This is a genomic window from Empedobacter brevis NBRC 14943 = ATCC 43319 (genome assembly GCF_000382425.1).
GTDB lineage: Bacteria > Bacteroidota > Bacteroidia > Flavobacteriales > Weeksellaceae > Empedobacter > Empedobacter brevis.
Window position 1 is genome coordinate 282,642 of record NZ_KB908292.1, and the last position, 16,556, is coordinate 299,197.

A 16,556-nucleotide genomic window follows, 5' to 3' on the forward strand; every position below is an offset into this window, starting at 1 on the left:
CAATAAAAATAAAAATTCTATGAAAAAATTAATTTTAGCTGCATTTATCGGCTTAACTGCAAATTTTGCAATGGCTCAAAATATCAATTTTGGACTTAAAGGAGGAGCTGTCTTCAACACCGACAAAGGAGAAGTGTGGAACGACGCAACAAGAAATATTTTCAAAGGTAAAGCTGCAGCTGGTTTTCAGGCGGGTGCTTTAGCAAGAATTTCTTTAGCCGGAATTTATATTCAACCAGAATTACTGTATACGCAATTCAAAAATGAATACAATATTGAAGGAGAAAGTTTTGATGTTACTAAAAAACGTATGGATATTCCTGTAAATGTTGGGAAAAGGTTTTTAGGAATTGCGCACATTCAAGCAGGTCCTGTTTTCTCTTATTATTTTGACGATAAACTTTCTGTGAAAGAGTTTACTAAAGCAAAACAAGATGAATTTAATGTCGGAATGCAAATTGGCGGAGGCGTACAGGTTTCTAAATTATTGTTCGATTTACGTTACGAATTTGGTCTAGGAAAAATCGGTTCTGAAATTGTTAACTCTGATGGCAGACAATTTCAAACAGAAAATCGTCCACAAATGTTAAACTTATCTGTGGCATATTTATTCTAAAAGGTTGTTTGTAAATAAATTTATTGGATATATTTGTTCCAAATTGTATTTTTGCAACCTCGTAAATTATTAAAATGGCAAAAAATAATAAAAAAGAAGAATTTGCTACAGAGCAATTCGTAGAAAAATTAGATAGAACAGCTTTCAACGTCGAATATTTTGTTGAAAAATATGCTAAAGCAATTGGTATTGGTTTAGGCGTAATTATTGTAGCTGTTTTAGGTTATTTTGCTTACTTAAAATTAGTCGTTGAACCTAAGTCAGAAGACGCGTTCAAAGAAATGGTTCAAGCAGAACGTCTTTTCGACCAAGATTCTATCAATGTAGCGCTTAATGGAAGTGCAGGAAGTTTTCAGGGTTTACAACAAATTGTAGATGAATATGGAAATACTGACGCTGGTAATTTAGCACGCTTCAAAGCAGCTAGTTCATATTATAAATTAGGCGATTATGCATCTGCTGTAAAATTATTAGAAGATTTTGATACAGATGATAAGGTAATGCTTGCTCAAAAATACGGGATGCTAGGAAATGCTTTAGTCGCTTCTAACAAAATGGAAGAAGGACTGCCTTACTACGTAAAAGCAGCTGAAGCAACAGAAGTTGAAACTTTACAATCAACTTACTACACAAAAGCAGGTCAAATTGCAATGGAATTAGGTAAAAATGCAGATGCATTAAACTATTTCCAAGCTTTAGAGGCTAAATATCCAAATGCAAACAATGGTGAAACTGCAAAATTTATTGAGCGTTTAAAATACGCTGCAGAAACTGCAAAATAATTCACTTCAAATAATCGTTACAAGCCGAACAAATTGTTCGGCTTTTTTTATTGATTCAAATCAAAGCTTATCCAGAATCATTTTTGTAATTTTACCAATCAATTTATATACAAAATGGCAACAGAAAATAAAAATTTATCTCAATATACCAAAGCTGAATTACCAAATGTCGCAGGTTCAAAATTTGCAATCATCACTTCTGAATGGAACAATCATATCACCTTCAATTTGAGAGATGGTGCAAAAGATACCCTTATCGATTTAGGAGCATCCCCGGAAGATGTAACCTTGTATCAAGTTCCTGGTAGTTTTGAATTGATTTACGGAGCTGACAAAGTTGCACAAACTCATCCTGATTTGGACGGAATAATCGTTGTAGGATGTGTGATTCGTGGAGCTACTGCACATTTTGATTATGTTTGTCAAGGTGTAACACAAGGAATAAAAGAACTGAATATCAAACATGATATGCCAATTATTTTTTGTGTTTTAACAGATGAAAACGAACAACAATCAATTGATCGTTCTGGAGGAAAACACGGAAACAAAGGTGTAGAAGCTGGTGTTGCTGCTGTAATGATGGCTGATATGAAAAAGAAATTATTTTCCTAATTCCTTTTATTTAAAAAACTCATCACTTAAGATTTTTTCAATGCCAATAGCAGAAGATTTTCAATCAATTTATGCTAAGAATTGGGAAATTTATTTCTCACAATGCGATCCGACCGGAAAAATGAAATTGACAGAAATGGCCAATCTTTTTCAATTAACCGCTTCTGAACATGCGATAAAAGGAGGCCTTGGTTTTTTTGATTTGCAAAAATCAAATCAGTCCTGGGTAATGAATCGTCTTAGAATAGAAATCGATGAACTACCTTCCTGGACAGATTTTGTTGAAGTCAAAACATGGATTGAAGTTTTGAAAGGAGCTAAATCAATCCGTGATTTTACAATTGAGAGAAATGGAAAAAAACTGATTGGTGCTTCAAGTTTGTGGGCGGTTTTCAATACCGAAAAACGTCGTCCGGATATTCTACAACTAGATTCATCCCATATTCAACGATTTCCTGATTTGAAACCAACAAAAGTTGAAAATTCTATCCTGAATACAGCTTTTGAACCGACAGAAATTATACATTATAAAATACAGTTTTCGGATTTAGATATTGTGAGACATGCGAATAATACCAAATATTTAGAATGGTGCTTGAATACTATTGATCCCGAAATTATATTGGAACATCGTGTTAAAGCTATTGATATGAACTTCCTGAAAGAATTAAGTTTACATGATGAAATCGAAATTCAGAAATCAGAAAGTGAAAAACTCATTCAGTTTAAAATTGTAAAAGACCAACAAATAAATTTTGTGTGTCGATTAGAATTAAAATAAGATCGAACTGGAAATAAATTCATTCTGAACTTGTTTCAAAAGCACGCTTTATAGAATAATGAGAAACATTCAGCTTGACAATAAAAAAAGGCTTCAATATGAAACCTTTTTTTATTATTTTAATTCTTTTCTTAGCTCAAATTTGGTAGAATCTGCTGTTTCTATTTTCTTTTGGTCTTTATCCAATTGGCTAATTTTCCCTTCTTCCACTAAAAAAGCATTCGGCACATTCGCAATTTCCGGAAAAACAATTGTATTTCCATCTTCTTCAAAATGAAATGTACCGGTCGTCATCATTGCATCTTTATCAAGTCCTAAACGTTTTGTCGAATAAACATATCCTTTATTCGGTAACAATCTGATTTCCATTTCAACCTCTTTACAATCTTTCTCGAAACAAGGTAAAATTCCTTTGTAGGTTCCTTCGAACTGAATAGAACTCTCGGCCGTCTTCGTTTCAACTTTCAAAGAATCTGTCGTATTCTCAACTTCATTTTTCACTGACTCTGTCTCGCTTTTACAACTTGACACAACAAATGCTGCGATTGTAAATGTGGCTAAAATTATTTTTTTCATTTTTTAGAATTTGATTTAAAGGTAAGTAAATTTTAAGCCAAAAAAAATCCTTCCGAAGAATTTCGGAAGGATTTATGATATGTTTGATCTACTTATTTTGATTAGAAAATCTCTTTCGCAGCAAAGTGGAAAGCAGCTTCAATTGCAGCATTTTCATCAGAATCAGAACCGTGAACAGCATTCGCATCGATAGATTCTGCATATTTAGCACGAATTGTACCTTCAGCAGCTTCAGCTGGATTAGTCGCACCAATTAACGTACGGAAATCAGCAACTGCATTATCTTTTTCTAAAACTGCAGCAACGATTGGTCCAGAAGTCATGAACTCAACTAAATCGTTGAAAAAAGGACGCTCTTTGTGGATAGCGTAAAATGCTTCTGCATCTTGTTTCGCTAATTGAGTCATTTTAGCCGCTTTGATTTTGAAACCAGCGTCAGTAATGTCTTTTAAAATATCTCCGATGTGTCCTTTTGCAACCGCATCAGGCTTAATCATTGTAAATGTAATGTTTGCCATTTTATTGATTTGTATTTAATTCTTAGTTTTTGAGTAGGCAAAATTACAAAAATCATTCAAACTCTTTCTATTTTAAGAAAAAATTTCTTTTATTAGAAAATATAATAAATAATTATCCATTTCAGACAACTTAAAAGAGACAATCTAAAAACTAATGGGAAAAAATTAATCTCGCTTTTGTCATTCTATATCTTTCGAATCAATGCGTTTATCAACATAAAACAAAATAATTCCTAATGCGATAATTCCTAAACCAAATAGACTTTCCTTTGGCTTTTGCATCAAAACAAAATAACAGATGTATAAGCTAAACATTAGAAAAACAGCAGGTAATACATAAAAAAACCTACTTTTAATGATGGTTAATTCATCCCGTTTAATAAAAAAAGCTGTACATATCGCTAAGGTTGCTAAAATCTGCAGCACAAAAGAGGTGTATGTGAAGATCACTTCAAAATCACCTGAAAAAATCAGAAAAATACTTATTGTGGTATGAACCCAAATTGCCCGAACAGGAATTCTGTTTTTATTTTCTTTGGCCATGAAATTCCACAATTTATTTTCTCTGGCTGTTGCCTGTGTTAGCCGGGAACCAATCCATAAATACCCACTAATTGTCGCTATTAGCTGCAACGCAATAAAACAGCTCACCCATTTAACATGATTGCCTAATAAATTCCCAAATGAAATATTTGCGATATTTTCTTGTCCTTCTAAAGCAGCAGAAGATGCATGTTTTAGAAATACAAAATTCAGTAAAACATAAGAAATTGTCACAAAAATAACTCCTACAAATAACGCTTTCGGCAAATTTCGTTTTGGGCGATCGATCTCTTCAATAATATAAGAAGCTGAATTCCAGCCGGTATATGCAAATGTTACATAAACCAAAGAAGTTGCAAATGCAGGAAGCAACAATTCATTTTTCCAAGTTGAATCAAAAAGTACTGCATTGGGTTCTACTGCCGGGGCAAAATAAAAGCCTAAAGCAATTAAAATAATAATAAATCCGACTTTTAAGACCGTAAATATATTCTGAAATTTACTGCTTAAATTTAAGCTAAATGATTGAAAAACTGCTACAATCACAATCATTGCAATCGCAAACTCTTTTCCTAATTCGAGTCCAAACACATTGAGGTATTTTCCCATTGCCAATGCCGCTAATGAAATCGGCGCCGAAAAACCTACGAACAAGGAAATCCAACTTGACAAATAACCAAAAAGCGGATGAAATGTTCGTGACAAGTAAATATAATCTCCTCCGGATTGTTTAAATTTTGATGCCAACTCCGAATAGATAAACGCCCCTATCAACGCCAACACCCCTCCTATTGACCAAAGCAATAAGATGGAAGTCGTATTTTTAAGATCCGATATTTGATAACCTAAACTGGTAAATACCCCAGTTCCTATCATATTCGAAATGACTAATGCTGCTGCGGTCTTCCAACCAATTTTAGAATGTGCCATACACAAAAAAGTGTCAATTGAAATGTTTAATTTACATTAAAATTGACACTTGCTGATTATTATTTTTATTAGAATTTAAAACTTGCTCGAGCAAAATAATATGCTCCTGTCATCCCCATTTGAACCGGCGCATACGGAAACACTCCGTAATATGAATTTTCGTACACCTGTTTATCCGGGAACACGTCAAAAAGATTATTTGCTCCTATTGTGAAATTAAAATTCTTTGTGATATCATATCCAATCGAAGCATCCGTCACCACTTTTCCTGTATGCTCTTGTATACTTCCCCAAGGGTAACCATCTTTTACAACTTTTCCGAAATACGTGTTACGCACCATAAAATGGAATCCTGAAATCGTATAATTCAATCCTAAAGTAGCTTTTGTTTTAGGACTTAATGATTCGATAATGTTCACTTGATCCGGTCCAAAAAATTCATTCGTCGGAATAGTTAATGCTTTTGGAAAATGATAACCTACAATCTTCGTTTCATTAATGTTTCCTGATAAACTCGCATTCAGTTTCCCTTTACCTAAACGGGTATCATATGAAATAACCAAATCTACACCTTTTGTCTCGGTATCTATCGCATTGGTAAAAATACGTGCAGTCGCGACATTGTATTTTTCTAATGCAGGATCTGTTATATCAGATGTCAAAACAATACGGTCATCAACTTTTATAAAATACCCATCCAATGTGATGAATAATTTTGAAGTCGGACGAAAAGTTAAACCAAGGCTAGCATTGATTGACTTTTCTTCTTTCAGCTTATCCAAGCCTATCTCTCTTGAAAGTTCAGATTCATTTCTGATAATTCCTTTTGTAACCAAAACCTGGTCGCCATTATCATTCAAGAATAAATCTGTGTAAGAATTGCTGAAGTATTTTTGCTGTAACGAAGGCGCTCTAAATCCTGTAGAAATAGCTCCACGAATAGAATATCCTTTAGCATATTCATACCTCATCGCCAATTTCCCATTAACTGTACTTCCAAAATCAGAGTAATTTTCGAAACGTCCCGCTAAATCTGCTGTAAAATGACCAAATTTTAATTCTCCGTCAATATATGCCGCAACGGAATGACGGTCTCCTTTTACAGCATTCAATGGAGAAAATCCTACAAAAGACTCTGATCCTGATCCGATATAAGACGCTTCATCTCCTGCTTCAATTTTATATTGTTCAAAACGATATTCACCACCAAAAGCTAAACTGATGTTTTCATTGATTCGTTTCGAAAAATCTAAATTAACTGTGTTTTGTAAAAATTGATGTTTACCTGCGTAAAAATCTGTTGGAGAATTTAATCCTAACGATTGATTGATCGAATTTTCTAAATCATATTTGAATGAATTCAATCCAAACGTATTGCTCAAATCAACTTTCCATCCATCATACGAATAGCGTAATCCAGTTGAATTTGAATAATCATTTACATTTGATTTTAAAACTGCTTGAAAACCATTTGGGTAAACTTTCAACGCATCTTCTGACAATTCACTTGGAAGTCTTCTAAATCCAAAACCATTTCCTTGACGCAGGGAAACTCCTCCGAATGAATAAAAATCCAGTTGATCATTAATAGCTGTTTCTGCGTTGATAAAAAATTGTTGATTTTTTATCGCTGCGTCTCCAATTTGAAACCTAAAATCTTTTCTGAAAAGCCCTAATGCAGAAATCTTAGCATCATCAGCTGCTCTTGCTGCATCCGGATTATCAGCAAAATCGTACGCAAAATTATCTCCGAAAATATCTAAATTATGATCTTTTGAACGATTCGTTTTCTTGCGCTCACTTACAACCGCTGAAAAAACAATCGAACCCGATTGTCCTAATTTTGTTCCGTAACTTCCGTTAAAATTATACGTTTCACCATCATTACGTGAAGTTTGACCATATGTTAGCGAAGCATCTCCTCCCGGTTTAGATTTCAACACAATATTTACCACTCCCGCAATTGCATCAGAACCATATTGCGCAGCCGCACCATCACGTAAAACTTCAATTTTATCAATTGCTGAAATCGGAATTGCTCCTAAATCTGTTCCAACAGAACCATTCCCAACCGTATTTTGATAATTCACCAACGAGGTTGTGTGACGACGTTTTCCATTAATTAAAACCAAAACCTGATCTGGTCCCATTCCGCGCAATGTCACAGGATCGATATGCTCAGTTCCATCGGCAGATGATTGACGAACCGAATTAAAAGAAGGAATAACCACGTTTAAAATATCATTCACACTCAATTGGGGTGAAGATGTTTTCAATTTTTCAACATCGATAATATCGACAGGAACTGATGAATTAACCACCGTTCTTTCTGATGTACGACCACCGATTAAAATAACTTCGTTAAGATTTGTTTCCTCTTTTTCAACCTCTTGAGCGAAAAGTGTCGATGCGCAAATAAATGCGAATGAAGCAAGTAAAAATTTGTTTCTTTTCATTTTTAATTTTCATAAAACTTTCAAGAAACCAACAGATAAAAGTGAAATACTTTTACTCATCTTTCCCTCTAATAGGTTGGATTTAGCACCTTAGATTATAAGTCATCTGGTTGCTAAGGTTTCATAGGGCCAATCCCTCCACCTTTCTTGATAAGTGATGCAAAGATAATGTTAAAAAATGAATCAGCAAATAATACTCTATTAATTTTATAGAGTTATTTTATAAGTAGAGAAATATCCAATTCCTGACTTTCTTCCAAATCCATCATTGCATTCACTCGCTTGAATGATTTGAAATTCGATAAATCTGACACTTTAATATTTTTCTGAATAATCTGACCTGATTGTAATAAAGCTTCTCTCATTGTTCCTTTTAATAGAAAAGTTCGTGGTGTGATCCATTGAGAACCGTCAAAAAAAACGATATTCGAATAAATACAATCGGTAATATAATTTGATTTTACCAAGACCAAATCATCTGTTTTTGATTCTTTTAAATATTCATCAAAAAACCAACGATCTAAATATTTGTATGAATAATCAATTTTATTTTCAATCTCAAAGAGCTTAATTGAATGAATAGGCTGAATATGATAAGGCTGAAATTCTATGGACTGAATTTCGCGATCATAGACAATTCTCACCTTATATTTTTCAGGGGTTATATCATTTGGAAACTTGATCATTTCATGCAATAAAATAGGTTCTATTTCATTAAAATGGTCATTTCTTGTCCGGTTAAATCTCGCTTGATGAAACTCTAAATTTCGAAGTTGTTTGTCAACACAACAAATCGATTCAATAAATTGGAACATATACTTTCTGAATTAATTCTTCGTATTCTGCTTTTGCTTTACTTTTTGCGGTAATTCCTCCTCCACTCTTAAAAAATAACTCTCCTTGTTTATTTTCAATAAAACGAATCATCACTGCACTGTCAAGATTTTCACCATCAAAAACACCGAAAACACCTGTGTAGAAATTCCGATTGTACTTTTCGGCTTCTAAAATAATTTCGACGGTTTTCTTTTTTGGCGCACCGCAAATAGAACCTGCAGGTAAAAGTTGATCGAAAATCGTTCCTAAATTTTTATAATACTCATCGTTTAACTCTCCTTTTATTTCGGAACTAACTTGCAGCAAGGTGTTGTCATTTGTTTTTACTTCGTCAATATATCGGTAATTTATCACCTCTACATTTTCGGAAACAAGACTCAAATCATTTCTGATTAAATCAACAATCGTCGCATGTTCAGCAGCTTCTTTTTCATCATCCAAAATCAGTTTTCTTGCATTTGGAATCGATGCATCAATTGTTCCTTTCATAGGATTTGAGAAAATTTTTTGATGTTTAATTTTCACGAAACGTTCAGGAGAAAAACAAACAAATTCATCTTTATATTTCAACTTGTATTTTGCTTGAGAAAATTTAAAAATCTCCTCCAAAGTCAAATCGGTTTCAATCTTAGTTGGAAGTGTTAAATTCGTTAAATACGAATTCCCAACTAAAATATTGTCATGAACATTGTTGAATTTTGGCAAATATTCATCGAAAGTTATTGGACATTTCTTCAGTTCAAAATCCCTCTCAATTGATTCTTTTTGAAGAAAATTAATCTCAAACTTTATTTCTTGGGTTAATTCTTTTAATGGAATAACCTCTCCGTTTTCCTTCAAAAAGTCAATCATAAAAAAAAAGGGAACTTTTTCAGCTCCCAATTCATTCATTTTTGTAAAAATCGAATGCTTTGCTAACATTCGATAAAATTAATATTATTCTTGATTTGTTCCAAGCAGATCAATTTCTGTTTTTTCATCATCCGTTAAAATCATCTCTTTTAACATAAAATAGACCATCATATATCCAATCGGATAAGTTGCAAGTGCTCCTACATAACATGCAATTGTACCAATTGAAGCGACTAAACTTACAACTAAAGCCATTAAAACCATCCACCAAAAATTCTTTTTTACGATTGCATAAGACGTTTTTATTGCTTCGACAGCACCCATATTTCCATAATGAATAAAATATGGCGCTAAGAAAATACAGGCTTGTAAAAAAAGTAAAAAAATTGTTGCTACAAACAGGTACATTATTCCAAAAAGTGATGAACCTAAAACAAATGCCGGGCTCACATTTTCAGGATCATTGAGCATAAGCGGTAAGAAGGAAAAGATGATATAAGGTGACATCACAGCTAATGAAACTCCGATAATGATAAGAGTAAAAAGAAAATAACTTCCTATATTTTTGAATCCTCCAAAAAAGTCTCCTACTTCTAACGTCGTTTTATTTTCAGCACGTTCTGCTCCTATCATAAATCCCATCAAAAGTGGATACATGACAAAAAGCAAACCTATAACAGTAAAAGAAGTAAAGACATATATAATTGCAGCAACTAAGGCATAGATCACAAAAGGCTGCCAATTATTTTGAAAAAGCTCCAAAGATTGATTAAAGTACTTACCTATATCAAACTTAAATTTATTGTTTTTGTAATACTCAATTTTGTTGTAATCTAATGTTTTCATCTTAACGTTGGTTTAATTGAAATTAATGTAAATTTGTCTGATTAGTAGAGTAAAATTAATAATTGTTACAACATGAATGCAAGCGATTTATTATCAATCATAAAAAACAGACGTTCTATATTTCCTCCTCAATACAACCAGGAAGAAATCACACGCGAAGAATTAAATCAAATTTTTGAAGCAGCCAATTGGGCTCCCTCACATAAAAAAACAGAACCTTGGCGTTTCATCGTTTTAGAAGGTCCTGTGAAAGATCGTTTTCGCGAGTATGTAAAACGTATTTATGTACAAGGAACTCCTCCTGATCAGTTAAGCGACCGAAAAATAAATGCTTTAATTGAGAAATGTGATAAATCGAATAAAATTGTTTTAATTAACTTTTTAGACACAGAAAAAAATCCTGAATGGGAAGAATTAGCTGCAACATCCATGGCTGTACAAAATATGTGGTTAATGGCAAGTACACTAAATATCGGGGCATATTGGTCTTCTCCAACAAATGTAATTGCAAATGTTGACGAGTTCACAACCATGGAAGAAGGTGAGAAATGTGTTGGTGTTTTCTATATGGGAAAATATGATGGTGAGACACCTGAAGCTGTCCGTCAGCCTATCGAAAATAAGGTGAAATTTTTAGCATATTAAATTAAAAAAGGTTGTCAAAATTGACAACCTTTTTTAATTTAATATGCTAATCTGATTATCTTTCATTGTTTTCATTGATTAAAACTCAGCATATTTCGGATTTATTATCTGACGAAAAAAGCAGAAATTTGATTTATAAAAACATGTTCAAATGGAAACGATTATGCATCTAAATTACAAACGTATTGCCAACGCAATTGAGTTTATTCAGGAGAATTTCCAAAAACAACCTCAACTACACGAAATTGCTGCACATGTCAATATGAGTCCGGCACATTTTCAACGCATGTTTACAGAATGGGCAGGAACAAGTCCGAAGAAATTTCTCCAGTACATTAGTATTGAACATGCTAAAGAAATGTTGAAAAATCCGGAGAATTCTATATTTGAGACAACCTATGAAACAGGTTTATCAAGCACCAGCCGCCTTCATGACCTATTCATCACGATAGAAGGAATGACGCCTGCAGAATACAAGAACGGCGGAGCTGATTTAAAGATCAATTATACTTATATTGAAAGTCCATTTGGAATGCTATTGATTGCCTCAACACAAAAAGGAATTTGTCATATGGCTTTTGAAGATAATTTTGATGAAGGCTATTTGCATTTAACAAAAAAATTTTCCAATGCTGATTTTGAATCTCGTTCAGATGTGATCCAAACAAATGCCCTAAAAATATTCGACCACAATCAAACTAATCTCAAGCATATCAAGCTACATCTAAAAGGAACGGATTTTCAATTAAAAGTATGGGAAAGTCTCTTGAAAATCCCTAACGGTAATGTATCGACATATGGAAAAGTTGCAGAACAAATCGGCAACTCTAAAGCATCCAGGGCAGTAGGAACCGCAATTGGTCAAAATCCAATCGCCTATTTAATACCATGCCACAGAGTCATTCAGTCTACAGGTAAAATAGGCAATTATATGTGGGGAAAAACAAGAAAAGCAATGATACTTGGCTGGGAAGCAAGTCATGATGAAAAATTGATTTAATTATACAGCTTATATTTAATTCATTAATTTTAATCGTATCAAAAAAAGAGCTATGATCAAACATACACAATTGAAGCCCGAAGAATTGAAACATAAGATTCGCCATCGAGAAATTCTTTTCGGAGGCAATCAAAAATTAAAAATCTATGGCCGGTTAAACTGTACTTCGGGTAAAAGAATGAAAATTGAAAACCGAGTCTTTTTCACTTCTGAGCAGGATGCTATTGCACATCATTTCCGTCCTTGCGGACATTGTATGAAAGTTGAATATTTAAAGTGGAAAAATGGACTTATTTAACCAAGAAACAGAATCAACTGAAAATCATCTTCCATATGATGGTACAGTGAATTACTACGGACAAGTTTTTACAAAAACGGAAGCTGATTATTATTACACACTGTTGATGGAAAACATCGAGTGGCGCAATGATGAAGCTGTTATTTTTGGGAAAAAGATTATAACAAAAAGAAAAGTAGCCTGGTACGGCGATAAAAAATTCGAATATTCTTATTCGAATATAACAAAGCATGCATTGGAGTGGACAAAAGAATTATTAGCATTAAAAACGATTGTTGAAGAAAAAACAGGAGAAACCTATAATTCCTGTTTATTAAATCTTTATCATTCCGGAGATGAAGGGATGGCATGGCACAGTGATGGAGAAACAGACTTAAAGAAAGATGGTGCAATTGCTTCCTTAACATTTGGTGCTGTACGCAAATTTTTGTTTAAACATAAAGAAACCAAAGCAAAAGTTGAGTTCATTTTAGATCACGGAAGTCTTTTGGTTATGAAAGATACAACCCAAACGTATTGGTTGCATCGCTTACCTCCAACTAAAAAAGTAAAAACTCCACGAATTAATCTCACTTTCCGAACCATCATCGATTAAATGTTTTCATTTCCCTTTTACTATTGTATGATTCAATCGTAAAAAACTGTATTTTTGATTGATAAAAAATGAAACCACATTTATGAAAGCAATTTTTAAACTAGTCGTCGCTATACTTTTACCTCTTTTCTTATGGAATTGTAAAACTACAGCTTATCCCGAATACAATGATCCAATTCCAGCTCATGACACATTTACGATTCAATCTAAAAGTGTAGATGAGTTACGTACAATTAATGTATGGATTCCTGAAGACTATAAAAACTCAACCGAAGGAGTTGATGTTCTTTACATGCCGGACGGAGGAACCAAAGAAGATTTTCCGCATATTGCCAATACTTTAGATGAATTAATTAAAGCTAAAAAAATAAAACCTATTTTACTGGTTGGAATCGAAAATACGCAAAGAAGAAGAGATTTGACAGGAAAAACGGACAATGAAGAAGATAAAAAAATTGCACCGACAGTTGGAGGGTCTTCCGAATTCAGAGCATTTATTAAAGATGAACTATTTAATGAGATTCAAAAACGCTACCGCATTACTGATAAAAAAGGAATTATTGGTGAATCATTAGCAGGTTTATTTATTGTTGAAACTTTTCTGAAGCAACCTGACATGTTTGATTACTATATTGCAATGGATCCGTCTTTATGGTGGAATAATCATAAAATGGTACAAAATGCTAAAAATGATTTACTAAACTTTACAGCATCCAATAAAAAAATATGGTTTGCCAGTTCAAAAGCAACAGATATCGTACCTTACAGTCAAGAACTATCAAGAACATTAAAAGAAACAAACAGCAAAAACATTCAGTGGCAATATTCAAATGAACCTAAAGAAGATCATAGCACAATCTATAGAGCAACAAAAGAGAAAGCCCTAATCTGGTCATTGAATTAAATAAAAAAACCTTCGAAATAATTTACTTCGAAGGTTTTTTTATGTTTCTCATTGTTCACTTAATTCTTTTAATTTAGACAAACCTTCTCCATACGATTTTTCCATTTGCGAATCCATTAATAATTTCATCAAATTCATTGGATAATCAAATTTACAATCCATGCTCCAAGTCACTTTTGTCGCATTCCCTTCTTTTGTTAATACCACATCAGAAGTCGCGTCACTTTCAAAAGGTTTTTTGAACAACATTTTTGTTGCAACTTTTTCATTCGGTTCTAAAGCGGTGATGATATGACAACCTTGTCCTACTTCATCATTTCCATCCCAACAATATTCATCTCCAACTTCGCCTTGATTTCCTGAATAAGTTAATTTCAGATTTGGATCTAATTTCATCCACGGATTCCATTCATTAAATTTCTTCGACGAACTAACTTGTTCATACACCTTTTCTATTGGCGCATTAATAACTATAGAGGTTTCGAAATGATATTGTTTACCCAAAGCAAACATTAATATTGTGAGTACTATAAGCAAGCCTACAATAAAAAGTAGAATTTTTTTAAGAATTTTCATATCGTGTATTTTGAAATAATTATTTGAATACTAATATATTAATTCTTATTCTCAAAGTAACGGAATTAAAAAAATAATTCTAAATTCTCCTAAAAAGGAATATTCTTTTTCATTGAAAACATATACCCTAAATGCATTGCTTCATGAATATTATTGTATAAGATTGCATCTTCAATAGATTCCAAACTCATTCCAAAACTTGTTTTATACGAACGATAATAGGATAGTTTTTCTGAACGATAATCTTTAAACAGTTGCATCGGTGTACTTTCAAGCATTTCTTTCAACTCTTGCACCTCATTTTCTGTTACCTCCGTATTTCCTAAAGTTCCTTTCTTATATTTTTGAATAAACTGAATATCCACCAGCATCCTATTATCCGTCAAATAATAATGAATCAGTTGTTGGGTTGCAAGAACATGAGCCGCATTCCAAAACAAATTATTCTTATACCCTACAGGGATATAAAGTAATTGCTTTAACGAATGTTGTTCAAGCTCATCAATGATCTGTTTTCTAATATTTGTCAGATAAATAATATGCTCTTCCATAGTGAGATTTAAAGGTTAAAGATACATTAAATTACTACTTTTTATCAAATAATAGACTAAAACAATTAAAATCACATTTATAGATTATTTAAAGTCTTTGATTCTTTGTAATTTTGTCTCATTAAAATCAAAAGATGGCTTACACAAGAGATCAGATATATCAAGTATTAGAAGAATTGGGTATTCGCAATTGGATGCGTAATGCTCAAGTAATGGGAAATGATATTATTTTAGATATTGTTTCTCCTTCTCCTGCAATGCATGAACGCAAGCGTTTGGAAATTGCTTTAAAAAATGCTTTTAAAGAAAATTTACCTGAAGCAAATCTTAAATTAAATATTTCGGTTGAAGTAGAAGAAAAAAATACAAACGAAATAAAAGGTTCTGAATTACCGGGCGTTAAAAATATTATCGCAGTAGCATCAGGAAAAGGTGGTGTTGGAAAATCTACCGTTTCATCAAATCTGGCAATAAGTTTAGCAAACATGGGCTTTAAAGTTGGTTTATTAGATGCCGATATTTATGGGCCTTCTATGCCAATTATGTTCGATTGTCAGGATGCACGTCCATATTCTGTTGAAGTAAACGGTAAAACAAAAATAAAACCCGTAGAAGCTTATGGAATCAAATTATTATCAATTGGATTCTTTGCAGATACAGATCAAGCAATTGTTTGGAGAGGGCCGATGGCAGCAAAAGCTTTGAATCAAATGATTCGTGATGCACATTGGGGAGAACTAGATTTCTTATTAATCGATTTACCTCCGGGAACAGGTGATATTCATTTATCTATTGTTCAGCAAGTTCCTATCACAGGTGCTGTTGTCGTTTCTACGCCTCAAAATATCGCTTTAGCAGATGCTCGTAAAGGAGTTGGAATGTTCCAAATGGAAGCAATCAATGTTCCTGTATTAGGAATTGTAGAAAATATGGCGTATTTTACACCGGAAGAATTGCCAACTAATAAATATTATATCTTTGGACAAAATGGTGCTAAAGATTTGGCTGAACAAATTGGTGTTCCTTTCTTAGGTGAAATTCCAATTGTTCAATCAATTCGAGAAGCTGCTGATGTTGGACGTCCGGCTGCAATGCAAGAAGACACTCTTGTAGCAGAGGTATATAAAAACATTGCACGCAACACTGTTCAAAGTTTAGTAGAACGTAATAACACATTGCCTCCAACAGAAGCTGTTCGTATTACGACAATGGCAGGGTGTTCGGCAAAAAATTAAAAAAGAAAAGATCATGACTCCAGAAGAAAAATATTCAGAAGTTGAAAAGGCCTTAACTGAAATTAGACCATTCTTAAATTCAGACGGAGGCGATATCGAATTAATATCTGTAGAAGATAATATTGTAAAAGTTCGCCTAACAGGTGCATGTATTGCATGTTCAGTTAACCAGATGACATTAAAGTCAGGGGTTGAAATGACAATTAAAAAATATGTACCTGAAATCGTTTCAGTTATTAATGTTTCAGATTTTGAAACTCCTACTGAAGCTGATCAAGTCTCTTCGGTTAAAGAAGAAAATTAGAATATCGTTTTATTCAAATAAATTAAAACGCCTTTATATCAATTTATAAAGGCGTTTTATTATTTTTGGCAAACAATTTGAATCTTAACCACAAAACGA

20 protein-coding genes and 1 riboswitch are annotated in these 16,556 nt (G+C 33.0%); of the genes, 11 read left to right on the top strand and 9 right to left on the bottom strand.

All coding sequences use genetic code 11. From position 1 onward, the window contains the following. Positions 1 to 19 precede the first annotated feature (19 nt). From H277_RS0104585 to H277_RS0104600, 4 genes are all read left to right on the top strand, one after another. On the top strand, positions 20 to 616 hold the full coding sequence (locus H277_RS0104585) for a porin family protein (protein WP_019974404.1): 597 nt from the start codon (positions 20 to 22) through the stop codon (positions 614 to 616). A gap of 74 nt (positions 617 to 690) precedes the next feature. Beyond that, the gene (locus H277_RS0104590; protein WP_019974405.1) at positions 691 to 1,398 is read left to right on the top strand and encodes a tetratricopeptide repeat protein; all 708 of its coding nucleotides are present in this window, start codon (positions 691 to 693) and stop codon (positions 1,396 to 1,398) included. A gap of 114 nt (positions 1,399 to 1,512) precedes the next feature. Beyond that, complete coding sequence (ribH, locus tag H277_RS0104595) at positions 1,513 to 2,010, top strand: 6,7-dimethyl-8-ribityllumazine synthase (RefSeq protein ID WP_019974406.1); 498 nt, start codon at positions 1,513 to 1,515, stop codon at positions 2,008 to 2,010. A gap of 40 nt (positions 2,011 to 2,050) precedes the next feature. Further along, positions 2,051 to 2,791 carry an acyl-[acyl-carrier-protein] thioesterase gene (locus tag H277_RS0104600; protein WP_019974407.1) on the top strand — a complete coding sequence of 247 codons (741 nt, stop codon included), beginning with the start codon at positions 2,051 to 2,053 and terminating at the stop codon, positions 2,789 to 2,791. Positions 2,792 to 2,905: 114 nt separating this feature from the next. On the opposite strand, the gene H277_RS0104605 is transcribed toward H277_RS0104600, so the two are convergent. The 7 genes from H277_RS0104605 to H277_RS0104635 form a co-directional block, all read right to left on the bottom strand. After that, a complete protein-coding gene (locus H277_RS0104605) occupies positions 2,906 to 3,367 on the bottom strand; it encodes a copper resistance protein NlpE N-terminal domain-containing protein (RefSeq protein ID WP_019974408.1) in 462 nt (153 codons plus the stop codon). A 101-nt stretch (positions 3,368 to 3,468) separates the two neighbouring features. Continuing rightward, positions 3,469 to 3,885 (bottom strand): nucleoside-diphosphate kinase, encoded by a 417-nt coding sequence (locus H277_RS0104610; protein ID WP_026357408.1) that lies wholly within the window; start codon positions 3,883 to 3,885, stop codon positions 3,469 to 3,471. A gap of 180 nt (positions 3,886 to 4,065) precedes the next feature. Beyond that, positions 4,066 to 5,358 carry an APC family permease gene (locus H277_RS0104615; protein WP_019974410.1) on the bottom strand — a complete coding sequence of 431 codons (1,293 nt, stop codon included), beginning with the start codon at positions 5,356 to 5,358 and terminating at the stop codon, positions 4,066 to 4,068. 68 nt (positions 5,359 to 5,426) lie between these two features. Then, positions 5,427 to 7,814 carry a TonB-dependent receptor plug domain-containing protein gene (locus tag H277_RS0104620; protein WP_019974411.1) on the bottom strand — a complete coding sequence of 796 codons (2,388 nt, stop codon included), beginning with the start codon at positions 7,812 to 7,814 and terminating at the stop codon, positions 5,427 to 5,429. Positions 7,815 to 7,867: 53 nt separating this feature from the next. Then, positions 7,868 to 7,971: riboswitch (SAM riboswitch) on the bottom strand. A gap of 58 nt (positions 7,972 to 8,029) precedes the next feature. Beyond that, a complete protein-coding gene (locus H277_RS0104625; RefSeq protein WP_019974412.1) occupies positions 8,030 to 8,629 on the bottom strand; it encodes an aminotransferase class IV in 600 nt (199 codons plus the stop codon). Then, entirely contained in the window at positions 8,613 to 9,572 is a 960-nt protein-coding gene (locus H277_RS0104630; protein WP_019974413.1) for an aminodeoxychorismate synthase component I, read from the bottom strand. Before H277_RS0104630 ends, H277_RS0104625 begins: the two co-directional genes overlap by 17 nt. A 15-nt stretch (positions 9,573 to 9,587) precedes the next feature. Continuing rightward, on the bottom strand, positions 9,588 to 10,349 hold the full coding sequence (locus H277_RS0104635; protein WP_019974414.1) for a DUF2189 domain-containing protein: 762 nt from the start codon (positions 10,347 to 10,349) through the stop codon (positions 9,588 to 9,590). A gap of 72 nt (positions 10,350 to 10,421) precedes the next feature. Here H277_RS0104635 and H277_RS0104640 point away from each other — a divergent pair, with 72 nt between their 5' ends. The 5 genes from H277_RS0104640 to H277_RS0104660 all read left to right on the top strand — a co-directional run bounded on the left by H277_RS0104640 (position 10,422) and on the right by H277_RS0104660 (position 13,791). Then, positions 10,422 to 10,994 (top strand): nitroreductase family protein, encoded by a 573-nt coding sequence (locus tag H277_RS0104640; protein WP_019974415.1) that lies wholly within the window; start codon positions 10,422 to 10,424, stop codon positions 10,992 to 10,994. Between the two features lie 151 nt (positions 10,995 to 11,145). After that, the gene (locus H277_RS0104645) at positions 11,146 to 11,994 is read left to right on the top strand and encodes a methylated-DNA--[protein]-cysteine S-methyltransferase (RefSeq protein ID WP_019974416.1); all 849 of its coding nucleotides are present in this window, start codon (positions 11,146 to 11,148) and stop codon (positions 11,992 to 11,994) included. A gap of 52 nt (positions 11,995 to 12,046) precedes the next feature. Beyond that, positions 12,047 to 12,292 carry an Ada metal-binding domain-containing protein gene (locus H277_RS0104650; RefSeq protein WP_019974417.1) on the top strand — a complete coding sequence of 82 codons (246 nt, stop codon included), beginning with the start codon at positions 12,047 to 12,049 and terminating at the stop codon, positions 12,290 to 12,292. After that, positions 12,279 to 12,887, top strand: a complete 609-nt coding sequence (locus tag H277_RS0104655) for an alpha-ketoglutarate-dependent dioxygenase AlkB family protein (RefSeq protein ID WP_019974418.1) — start codon at positions 12,279 to 12,281, stop codon at positions 12,885 to 12,887. Before H277_RS0104650 ends, H277_RS0104655 begins: the two co-directional genes overlap by 14 nt. Before the next feature lie 82 nt (positions 12,888 to 12,969). After that, entirely contained in the window at positions 12,970 to 13,791 is an 822-nt protein-coding gene (locus H277_RS0104660) for an alpha/beta hydrolase (protein ID WP_019974419.1), read from the top strand. Positions 13,792 to 13,839: 48 nt separating this feature from the next. On the opposite strand, the gene H277_RS0104665 is transcribed toward H277_RS0104660, so the two are convergent. Then, a complete protein-coding gene (locus H277_RS0104665) occupies positions 13,840 to 14,367 on the bottom strand; it encodes an SRPBCC family protein (RefSeq protein ID WP_026357409.1) in 528 nt (175 codons plus the stop codon). A gap of 89 nt (positions 14,368 to 14,456) precedes the next feature. Further along, positions 14,457 to 14,918: a DinB family protein gene (locus H277_RS0104670; protein WP_019974421.1), complete on the bottom strand. Its 462-nt coding sequence runs from the start codon at positions 14,916 to 14,918 to the stop codon at positions 14,457 to 14,459. Positions 14,919 to 15,052: 134 nt separating this feature from the next. Here H277_RS0104670 and H277_RS0104675 point away from each other — a divergent pair, with 134 nt between their 5' ends. After that, on the top strand, positions 15,053 to 16,153 hold the full coding sequence (locus H277_RS0104675) for an Mrp/NBP35 family ATP-binding protein (RefSeq protein WP_019974422.1): 1,101 nt from the start codon (positions 15,053 to 15,055) through the stop codon (positions 16,151 to 16,153). Between the two features lie 13 nt (positions 16,154 to 16,166). Next, positions 16,167 to 16,457, top strand: coding sequence for a NifU family protein (locus tag H277_RS0104680; protein WP_019974423.1), 291 nt, complete (start codon positions 16,167 to 16,169; stop codon positions 16,455 to 16,457). Positions 16,458 to 16,556: the final 99 nt, after the last annotated feature.

What these genes read in the sequence shown, in the direction of transcription:
- H277_RS0104615 (WP_019974410.1), bottom strand. Translation starts at nt 5,358, where the DNA reads ATGGCACATTCTAAAATTGGTTGGAAGACCGCAGCAGCATTAGTCATT.
- H277_RS0104655 (WP_019974418.1), top strand. Translation starts at nt 12,279, where the DNA reads ATGGACTTATTTAACCAAGAAACAGAATCAACTGAAAATCATCTTCCA.
- H277_RS0104680 (WP_019974423.1), top strand. Translation starts at nt 16,167, where the DNA reads ATGACTCCAGAAGAAAAATATTCAGAAGTTGAAAAGGCCTTAACTGAA.
- H277_RS0104650 (WP_019974417.1), top strand. Translation starts at nt 12,047, where the DNA reads ATGATCAAACATACACAATTGAAGCCCGAAGAATTGAAACATAAGATT.
- H277_RS0104665 (WP_026357409.1), bottom strand. Translation starts at nt 14,367, where the DNA reads ATGAAAATTCTTAAAAAAATTCTACTTTTTATTGTAGGCTTGCTTATA.
- H277_RS0104625 (WP_019974412.1), bottom strand. Translation starts at nt 8,629, where the DNA reads ATGTTCCAATTTATTGAATCGATTTGTTGTGTTGACAAACAACTTCGA.
- H277_RS0104620 (WP_019974411.1), bottom strand. Translation starts at nt 7,814, where the DNA reads ATGAAAAGAAACAAATTTTTACTTGCTTCATTCGCATTTATTTGCGCA.
- H277_RS0104585 (WP_019974404.1), top strand. Translation starts at nt 20, where the DNA reads ATGAAAAAATTAATTTTAGCTGCATTTATCGGCTTAACTGCAAATTTT.
- H277_RS0104600 (WP_019974407.1), top strand. Translation starts at nt 2,051, where the DNA reads ATGCCAATAGCAGAAGATTTTCAATCAATTTATGCTAAGAATTGGGAA.
- H277_RS0104610 (WP_026357408.1), bottom strand. Translation starts at nt 3,885, where the DNA reads ATGGCAAACATTACATTTACAATGATTAAGCCTGATGCGGTTGCAAAA.
- H277_RS0104670 (WP_019974421.1), bottom strand. Translation starts at nt 14,918, where the DNA reads ATGGAAGAGCATATTATTTATCTGACAAATATTAGAAAACAGATCATT.
- H277_RS0104675 (WP_019974422.1), top strand. Translation starts at nt 15,053, where the DNA reads ATGGCTTACACAAGAGATCAGATATATCAAGTATTAGAAGAATTGGGT.
- H277_RS0104645 (WP_019974416.1), top strand. Translation starts at nt 11,146, where the DNA reads ATGGAAACGATTATGCATCTAAATTACAAACGTATTGCCAACGCAATT.
- H277_RS0104630 (WP_019974413.1), bottom strand. Translation starts at nt 9,572, where the DNA reads ATGTTAGCAAAGCATTCGATTTTTACAAAAATGAATGAATTGGGAGCT.
- ribH (WP_019974406.1), top strand. Translation starts at nt 1,513, where the DNA reads ATGGCAACAGAAAATAAAAATTTATCTCAATATACCAAAGCTGAATTA.
- H277_RS0104635 (WP_019974414.1), bottom strand. Translation starts at nt 10,349, where the DNA reads ATGAAAACATTAGATTACAACAAAATTGAGTATTACAAAAACAATAAA.
- H277_RS0104640 (WP_019974415.1), top strand. Translation starts at nt 10,422, where the DNA reads ATGAATGCAAGCGATTTATTATCAATCATAAAAAACAGACGTTCTATA.
- H277_RS0104605 (WP_019974408.1), bottom strand. Translation starts at nt 3,367, where the DNA reads ATGAAAAAAATAATTTTAGCCACATTTACAATCGCAGCATTTGTTGTG.
- H277_RS0104590 (WP_019974405.1), top strand. Translation starts at nt 691, where the DNA reads ATGGCAAAAAATAATAAAAAAGAAGAATTTGCTACAGAGCAATTCGTA.
- H277_RS0104660 (WP_019974419.1), top strand. Translation starts at nt 12,970, where the DNA reads ATGAAAGCAATTTTTAAACTAGTCGTCGCTATACTTTTACCTCTTTTC.